A 7,872-nucleotide genomic window follows, 5' to 3' on the forward strand; every position below is an offset into this window, starting at 1 on the left:
TGAAAATCCATTCACATCGCTCATTTTAATGCTTAATTTAAATACATTAAAAGGTATAATATTTTCTCTAATTGAGTAATTTTGAAGTTGATTGGGAATTATTATGCATTTATTGTCACGAGAAGAGTTTGTAGCTATAGGTACAGAGGCTATTTTAAATACTAGAAAAAAAATAACGATCGGGAATCAAAAAAGTGGATATGTAAAATATCATCGTGAAATTAAAGAAAATAACTACATTTCTAAAAATGTCCGAGCCCATCTTATTTCCTCCACGGAAGAGGAGTATATGTTTCGACATGATCTGATTGAACATGTTGGTTTGGGTAATTGTCATGAGCTTGCAGATTATCTTTTAGTAGAGGTTGGTAAAGAAATTACTCGTAAAGGTGCAAAAGCACGAATTCGGATTGTTAGCTCGGTCAAATATGATCATGTTTATTTAGAAATTATGATTCGGTTAAAAGGGGAAAAAGATTATTCTCTTTGGGAGGTTGATGCTTGGGACCCACGAATCATTGATATTAGTACTCGACCTGATGGTTCAATTAAAAATCATGAGTCTCTACTCTATGGATATTCAGCGAACACGCAAAATTCCGTATATACAGATCAGATTAACTACAATCGCCGATACACTTTTTTTAACGCAATACCAAAGCCTGCGCTTGGCAGTCCGCCCGATGGAAGTGCGACACCGGAGCGAGAGATATTGGATAAGCATTCTAAAGTGTACGATGATTACACTTTAGAAGAATCAATGGAAACAGGAATGTTTGACACATCTGGGGACATTCATTACTTACAAAAAGTTTCAAGTTGGCAGCAACTAATATAAAGTCAGTTTGAGAGTTCCTATGGTTTCAGAATTTTAAATGATCTGTCATCACTTTTTTAAAGAGGATAGCGAGCTTCATCTGGAGGAAATAAAGGTGAAGCTTGGTTTTGACTTTAAAAATTCGGTACCCAGAGTTGGCTATCACTCCATAGTAAACTGCAGCTCATCATCTTCATCATGCTGTTGAACTTCATTTTGTGTTTTAGCTTCTGTTTCGAAATCATGTTTCGCTTTAGGCATTAAACTATCAGCATTTTCTTCTAGAAGCTTGATATTTTTTTGTAAAATCTGTTGGTGCGAGCTTAATGTTTTCTGATCATTGTTCTTACTATTCTTCTCCTCAATTTGTTCATTTAGTCTTATATTGGTTGATTCTAGAAGACTAACTTCAGCTATTAAAGCATTACGAGAATCATACTCAGCACATTTGCTCTTCGCTGCATCGATCGATTTTTTGCGTATAAACAATAAGAAAAAACTTTTAAGTAAACCAGGTTTTGTATCTGCTATAAAACGGGCCCAACCTCCAGGTTCCTCTGATGGTAGATTACCTATCATTATTCTCTTTGCAGTCATCTGTTGCTCATTAAATTTAACTTCTGAGTCCAACGTTTCGAGTTGTTCTAGCATCTTGTTTATTTGATCGAGCTCTTTATCGATGTTGGGAAGTCCTATTTTAAATTTATGAATAAGAGCAATTAAGTCATCATCGGTAAGCGCTTCTAAAATAGATTCATAGTAATTATTATTGGTGATAATTCGAGCTTTTTTTAGTTGTTCAAAAGCGTCATAGCAGATGAGGCTAATATCTTCATCATCTAATTTTAGGATCTCATTAATAGCGTTTTCAATTTCTTGGCCAGCATTAATTGCACTTTGGTCATTTGGGTCTCGACTGGAAAGTCTATAAAGGGTCTCCCCCATTTTTATCTCATACTGTATTCTTCACATAGTATAATTTTAATACAAAAAATTAATGATTTATTAAATAAGGCTTGGGACATGGGTATCCTTGCTCCCGGAAAGATAAAAAAATGAGTCAGCCTCTCGATTGAGAGGAGGATTTTCAGAGGTAAATTTCTGGCGATCAATTATATTTTACATTTGCATGCTATTGCTTTCTTGTTAGTTCAAAATATATTAATAGATAGGACATATTAATTCATGGTCACCAATGAAGCTTATAATGAATAAAAAAAATAGCGGGGAGTCAATAACTCTGGAGCTGGAGCCAACAACAGCAATTAAAGAGTTGTTGTTCATTCTTTATGGTTATCGAAGTAAAATTTATGATCGATTTTCTTTTGATGAGTATCAAAAATATATTTCAGTATATCAGTGTCTTTTATATGGGGAGCGATTTAAAAATAAATTGCTTTCGGAGACCAATTTATCAGATTATCAGCTTGAGGATCCCTGTTATTTGACTTGGGAGGAGTTCACTGAGGAGCGATCTCTTTCACCTCATGTTGAGCTTATAGATAATAAAGTTCTTTTTTGGCAGGCCGGCACGAGACCAGTTACACCCGAGATTGAAAAGGAGTCTTGGTCTGCGCGTAGCCACGATAATATGAAGCCTTAGGCGACGATAATTTTTTTATGGGGCTAAATTTATTATTGCTCAACCTCAAAAGTATATCTTTTTCTTATATTGTACGCCAAATGAACATAAAGTTCATTATTTGTATTGCGACAAATTTTATCTATCCAAGCTTAATAAATGAATATTCTGAGGATTTAATGCAAGCGATGATAAAAAAGCAGCGAAGTGACTTGAGGGCCGGTATGTATCGATATCAGGTTGTAAGCCAATTAGAACCCGGAGGCATTTAATAAACAAGTTTTATTTTTACCTCCAGATCAAATCATAACGTTCTGTTCATGTCCTCAAAAGATTCACCGCGATTTCATTGCAATAGAAATGTCTCATCAAGAGAGGAGACATCCTTCCTCGAGTCGAGATCTTGAAGAACAATGACTCTCCTCTTTAGACTCAAAGAAACTTAGAGCCTTGGAATGTGCAGATGGACGATTGGAGTTGCTTACGGTATGTTTTGGTTCGGCGTCATAATCTAATCTCTTCAAGAGATAGACGTTTTTACACTCAGCAGTTTCTATAGTCATTCCTGCATTTGTATTATTTGCTGGCACAGACGTCACTTCTTGGTGTTTAAAACGATATAAATTAGTTAAAACAATTGCTGATTCTAGCACCATTAATGCAACACCTACAGCAGGATTAAGGGCAAAACCTAGCGCAACAAACAATCCGCCTGCCACTAGAGTAATTATTGAATTATAACTCAAGCTTATAGATAAATTTTGGACAATATTTTGTTTTGTTTTTTCTGCGACATCAAATGCAGTTGCAATGGGAAATAATAATCCTTGCTGAATTACTATGCCGGCATGTTGTTGGGTGATGGTATCCCCAATGCTTGATTTAACCGCAATTCCAAGATCGGAATAGGTAATTGCACTCACATCATTGGCTGCATCACCTACCATGGCTACTTTACAGCCTCTGCGTTTTAGCTGTTCAATATAGCTTATTTTGGATACCTCCAACGGCTCAGTGACGGCACCTACTGTATTGGCACAAATATTTTCTTTAGAAATACCCAATAATACTGCATAGTATTCTGCAGTAGCTTGATCTGCTCCCGTACAAATATGAACTGTTTTACCCTGGCGCCGTAGTTGTTGTACAGTGGCAATAGCATCTTTACGCAAAGGGTCAGTGAGAGCAATTTGTCCTATTACTGTTGAGCCGCGCACAATATATATCGAACCTTTTTCAGGCCTATCATAAGGCTCATTGATATGAGTAATTCCATTCGCAAAAAGCATATTTTTGTTGCCTATCATGAATGTCTCGCCCTCAATTACTGCCTTTATTCCTGAGTGATGACTTTTATCAATTGATGTGATTTCTAAAGGATCGTCCGCAGTAGTGTTTTGACTTTCAATATAAGCCCTAATTATTTGTGCCGTTGGGTGATCGGATTGGCTTTCTAATAATGCGATATGCCGCAAGAATTTTTTATCGGCAATCTGCAATGCCTGCACCTCAATGTTTCCTTGAGTCAGGGTACCATTTAAATCAAAAACAACGGTATCAATATCAGCGGCTGCTTGTAATGCTTTGCCATTGTTAAAATGAATCCCATTTTCGGATGCCTTTTTCATACCGATTTTAACTGCCATAGGCGTAATCAGGCTCAAAGCGCATGGACATGCACTTACAAGGACCGAGATAACGCATTGAATAGCCAAGGCGGGATTAAATACCGAGCCTATGATTAGGCCTGAGATGAGTGCTATTGCGAGCAAACCGGGAATAAAATATTTTAATACTTTATTTGCAAATTGTTCAATTGGCGCTTTTTCAGCATTCGCCTGCTCAATATTTTTTGCAATTAATGATAGGTAGGAGCTTTGGTACGTTTTTGTAACGCGCATTTCCAATGAGGTGATATGATCCGCCAAACGCATACCTGCCTTCACCTTGTCGCCTGGAAAAAATGTTTGCAGATGCGGTGAGCCATCGATGCGCGTGGTGTAAAGCAGTGCGGTTGTTGTTAATACCCCATCGACAGGAATAACAGCTCCTTTTTCAACGACAATCATATCGTTAGGGATTAAATTTTTGACTGAAATTTCCTTATCTGGCTTACCTTTTAATAGAACTGATTGAGGCAAACAATCGCGTACATCTAATTTGTTATTGATTTCATCAAGTAAGGTATGTTCGATTCCCTCGCCTAAATGCCAGAAACCCAAGACCAATGGCGCTGCTTCGAACATCATCGGCAATCCAGGAATAAACAGGCTTGCGATGGATACCGCAACGATGGTCAATGTACTAATTGCATATAAAGTTGTAGTATCCCATTCTCTTTCAAGCAAGGTATGCCAGGCTGATTGATAAACACTATATCCCAAATATAAGGTCATCAAAGTAGTAAGCCCTGTTATGACATAATAGGCAATCATAGGAATATTAAAACTCCCGACGGCAATTACGAGCATGCCTATTCCCCAAATCAACCCTAGCGCTGCTTTAAGCCAATGATTTTCATCACCATCTGAGTCGTGGGTATGATGGGAGTGGCCATGAGGATGCTTGTGGCCATGAGAGTGACCATGACCATGAGAGTGGCTGTGGCCATGAGAATGCCCGTGAGAATGAGACTGTTTTGCTTTTTTTCTAATCTTTTTATTAAGACCCGAGGGGGTGGGGTTGGTGGCCGATGCATGCTCTACATGCACTATTCCTTCTTCATACTCGATAGCCTCCGCTTCCATTATGTCGCTTAAAAAAATTCCTTCCTTTGATAAAAGCTGAGTCACGATTGTTTGTACTGTACTCGAGTTTTTAGACTTAGATAACAAACAGATGCTTTTATCTGGGCTCGTTAAATCGACTGCTACTCGTACTAACTTTAAATTTTGGTCTGAATACAAAATCTGTTCGATTTGTGTTCGAATGCTTTCCAAATCGAGAGGCGACACGTTATCAGAAAGGCGGAATCTATAATTAAAATACATTGGTTTCCTCCATTTAAAGGACAACATAAATGTTAAAGAGGAGCAACGGCCCACTTCAGTTGTATATCCATATTAATTTCAGACTTGTTACTGGTAATAGCAGTAGTTTTAAAACGGTATTCCCAAATCAGTTTTTTCTGCCTTAAAAACCGATAAAACAGCGTCTGGTATTTTGTTACGATGCGTCCTAGCGTTTAGAAAGTGTTACATTGTAACATTATCTTGCCAAAGAACAAGTCATATTAAATAATTTTTAAACCAGAAAAATTTTGCTAATATTTAGAAGCATTTGTTTGATAATTTTTCTGTAAAACAAGGACTATGGTATAATAGGATTAAGTTATTAATTTAAAAATGATTGATGAAATACAATTTGTTGGACAAGGCTTATAAGCATTGCATGCAGCATGGCTATCGGTTTACAGAACCGAGAGAGCGTGTCCTCAAGATATTGATAGAGGAAAGAAAGCCTCTAGGTGCTTATGAAATCTTGCAAAGATTATCCACGCAAATTGAAAATCCCAAGCCGCCCACAGTCTATCGTGCGATTCAGTTTTGGCATCAAGAGGGGTTCATTCATTGTATTGATAGCCTTAAATCCTATGTTGCCTGTTTGCATGGGCATCATGTGGGACAAGCCCAATTCCTAATTTGTAACCAGTGTGATTTTGTCAAAGAATTAGAATGCATTATTGATTTCACGTGCATCACAGAATTAGCAAACTCACTTCAATTTTCAATTATCAATTGCACCACAGAAATCAAAGGATTATGTGCCCGTTGTAAACTGACAAATCGAGAAAATTAGGTCGATTATTGTCAAAAACGCTACATACGATTTCTGTTATCTGTCCAAACGTGCTTTTATCTTGACGTGGATTTTTATCATCCCAGGGAAGCTACCCATTAGTAAAATTAGTACTATGATTAAAATGGAATAATAAATAATCGAGGGAGAGAAAACATGGCAGATGAAGAAATAACAACAACTTCATGGTTTTCTCGATTAAAAGAAGCGCTCCTGGGTATTTTTATTGGTATTGCATTAATTATTGGGGCTATTGTTCTTGTATTTTGGAATGAACAACACAGTTTACATATGGCACAATCTTTGGCGCAAACAAAAAATATTCTAATTGCTGTACCCAATGCTCCCATAAATAAACAAAATAATCTTAAGGTCATTTATTTAAGTGGTTTAGCTACTACCAAAGATCATTTGGAAGACTCTTTGCTGGGGATAACCGTAAATGCTATTAGCCTTAATCGTAAGGTCGAAATGTATCAATGGAAACAAAAAACTGAAACGCGAACAGAATCACAACTAGGTGGTTCAGAAAAGCATATAACAACCTATTCTTATGATAAAGTTTGGTCGGAACGTTTAATCGATAGTTCTAATTTTAAAACTCCCGAAGGGCATCAAAATCCAAAGTCCATGCCAATTCAGTCACAGGTACATTTTGCAAAAACAGTAACTGTGGGTGATTTTTTGCTGCCTGATACTCTAGTAAAACAGATTGACATCAGTCAACCAATCAATTTGGCCCAGGTTAATCAAGAAGCCTTAAAAAATCAATTTAACAAGCCAGTGACTTTAATTAATAATGAATTGTATCTAGGGCAAGATGGTCAAAGTCCTCAGCTGGGTGATATACGTATTAATCTAACAGCTGTTGAACCGCAAACAGTGAGTATTATTGCCCAGCAAATTGGAGATACGCTGCAAGAATATCGTGCACCTGCTGGGCAAAGTGTCATTTTATTATCAACAGGCCAGCATTCCCCGGATGAAATGATTGCACAGGCTGAATCACAAAACACGTTACTCGCATGGGTCTTGCGTTTATTTTCTTTGCTCCTGTTCATTGGTGGATTCTCTCTCATCATGAAGCCACTAGTTATTATGGCCGATGTAGTTCCATTTATAGGCGCTGTTGTAGGGTTTGGTACTGGATTTGTAGCCTTTCTATTAGGTTTTAGTGTGTGGCTTGTTGCTACGGCAATTGCCTGGTTTGCTACACGACCGCTCATGTCAATTGGTTTATTAATTATTGCGGTTATTGGTAGCTACATATTGATCCTGTTAAAGACAAAAAAATCTAAACTTTCTCTGCCTGAAACGACTCATAATTAATGAGCAATGAATGTATTGTTAATTTGAGCAGAGGATATGTTATCCCGAACTTGCGTTATCATCACTTTTTTTGAAGAATTCACTGAGTATCTAAATGGGCAAATTGTTTATATAGCATCATTGCTTGTTATTTGTCATTCCCGCGCAGGCGGGAATCTATTCTTAAACTACCACTGTAGCTTGCTAGAAATAGGTTCCCGCCTGCGCGGGAACGACAGTGGGTTAAGGTTTTTTGTTATTCCAGGGACATTAGGAATTTTGTTGTTCCCGAGTGGACGTTAGGGATTTTGTTGTTCCCGAGCGGACGTTAGGGATTTTGTCATTTCCGCGAAGACATTAGAGATTG

General features: G+C 37.5%; 7 protein-coding genes. 5 read left to right on the plus strand and 2 right to left on the minus strand.

The window, feature by feature from the left end:
• Positions 1-103 precede the first annotated feature (103 nt).
• On the plus strand, positions 104-838 hold the full coding sequence (locus DGG96_RS11880; protein ID WP_110142878.1) for a hypothetical protein: 735 nt from the start codon (positions 104-106) through the stop codon (positions 836-838).
• A 141-nt stretch (positions 839-979) separates the two neighbouring features.
• Here the strand turns inward: DGG96_RS11880 and DGG96_RS11885 are convergent, their stop codons facing one another.
• Positions 980-1,762, minus strand: a complete 783-nt coding sequence (locus DGG96_RS11885) for a hypothetical protein (RefSeq protein ID WP_110142879.1) — start codon at positions 1,760-1,762, stop codon at positions 980-982.
• 262 nt (positions 1,763-2,024) lie between these two features.
• On the opposite strand from DGG96_RS11885, the gene DGG96_RS11890 reads away from it, so the two are divergent.
• Positions 2,025-2,420: a hypothetical protein gene (locus DGG96_RS11890; protein WP_276309326.1), complete on the plus strand. Its 396-nt coding sequence runs from the start codon at positions 2,025-2,027 to the stop codon at positions 2,418-2,420.
• A gap of 80 nt (positions 2,421-2,500) precedes the next feature.
• Positions 2,501-2,671, plus strand: a complete 171-nt coding sequence (locus tag DGG96_RS20855) for a hypothetical protein (RefSeq protein WP_158618881.1) — start codon at positions 2,501-2,503, stop codon at positions 2,669-2,671.
• A 96-nt stretch (positions 2,672-2,767) separates the two neighbouring features.
• On the opposite strand, the gene DGG96_RS11900 is transcribed toward DGG96_RS20855, so the two are convergent.
• Positions 2,768-5,389, minus strand: a complete 2,622-nt coding sequence (locus DGG96_RS11900) for a heavy metal translocating P-type ATPase (RefSeq protein WP_110142882.1) — start codon at positions 5,387-5,389, stop codon at positions 2,768-2,770.
• A gap of 361 nt (positions 5,390-5,750) precedes the next feature.
• Here DGG96_RS11900 and DGG96_RS11905 point away from each other — a divergent pair, with 361 nt between their 5' ends.
• On the plus strand, positions 5,751-6,197 hold the full coding sequence (locus DGG96_RS11905; RefSeq protein ID WP_110142883.1) for a Fur family transcriptional regulator: 447 nt from the start codon (positions 5,751-5,753) through the stop codon (positions 6,195-6,197).
• 156 nt (positions 6,198-6,353) lie between these two features.
• Positions 6,354-7,526 (plus strand): TMEM43 family protein, encoded by a 1,173-nt coding sequence (locus tag DGG96_RS11910; RefSeq protein WP_110142884.1) that lies wholly within the window; start codon positions 6,354-6,356, stop codon positions 7,524-7,526.
• Positions 7,527-7,872: the final 346 nt, after the last annotated feature.

This window comes from Legionella qingyii (genome assembly GCF_003184185.1).

Bases quoted from the DNA above. Each gene is read 5' to 3' on its own strand.
- DGG96_RS11880 (WP_110142878.1), top strand. From the start codon at position 104: ATGCATTTATTGTCACGAGAAGAGTTTGTAGCTATAGGTACAGAGGCT.
- DGG96_RS11885 (WP_110142879.1), bottom strand. From the start codon at position 1,762: ATGGGGGAGACCCTTTATAGACTTTCCAGTCGAGACCCAAATGACCAA.
- DGG96_RS11890 (WP_276309326.1), top strand. From the start codon at position 2,025: ATGAATAAAAAAAATAGCGGGGAGTCAATAACTCTGGAGCTGGAGCCA.
- DGG96_RS20855 (WP_158618881.1), top strand. From the start codon at position 2,501: ATGAACATAAAGTTCATTATTTGTATTGCGACAAATTTTATCTATCCA.
- DGG96_RS11900 (WP_110142882.1), bottom strand. From the start codon at position 5,389: ATGTATTTTAATTATAGATTCCGCCTTTCTGATAACGTGTCGCCTCTC.
- DGG96_RS11905 (WP_110142883.1), top strand. From the start codon at position 5,751: ATGAAATACAATTTGTTGGACAAGGCTTATAAGCATTGCATGCAGCAT.
- DGG96_RS11910 (WP_110142884.1), top strand. From the start codon at position 6,354: ATGGCAGATGAAGAAATAACAACAACTTCATGGTTTTCTCGATTAAAA.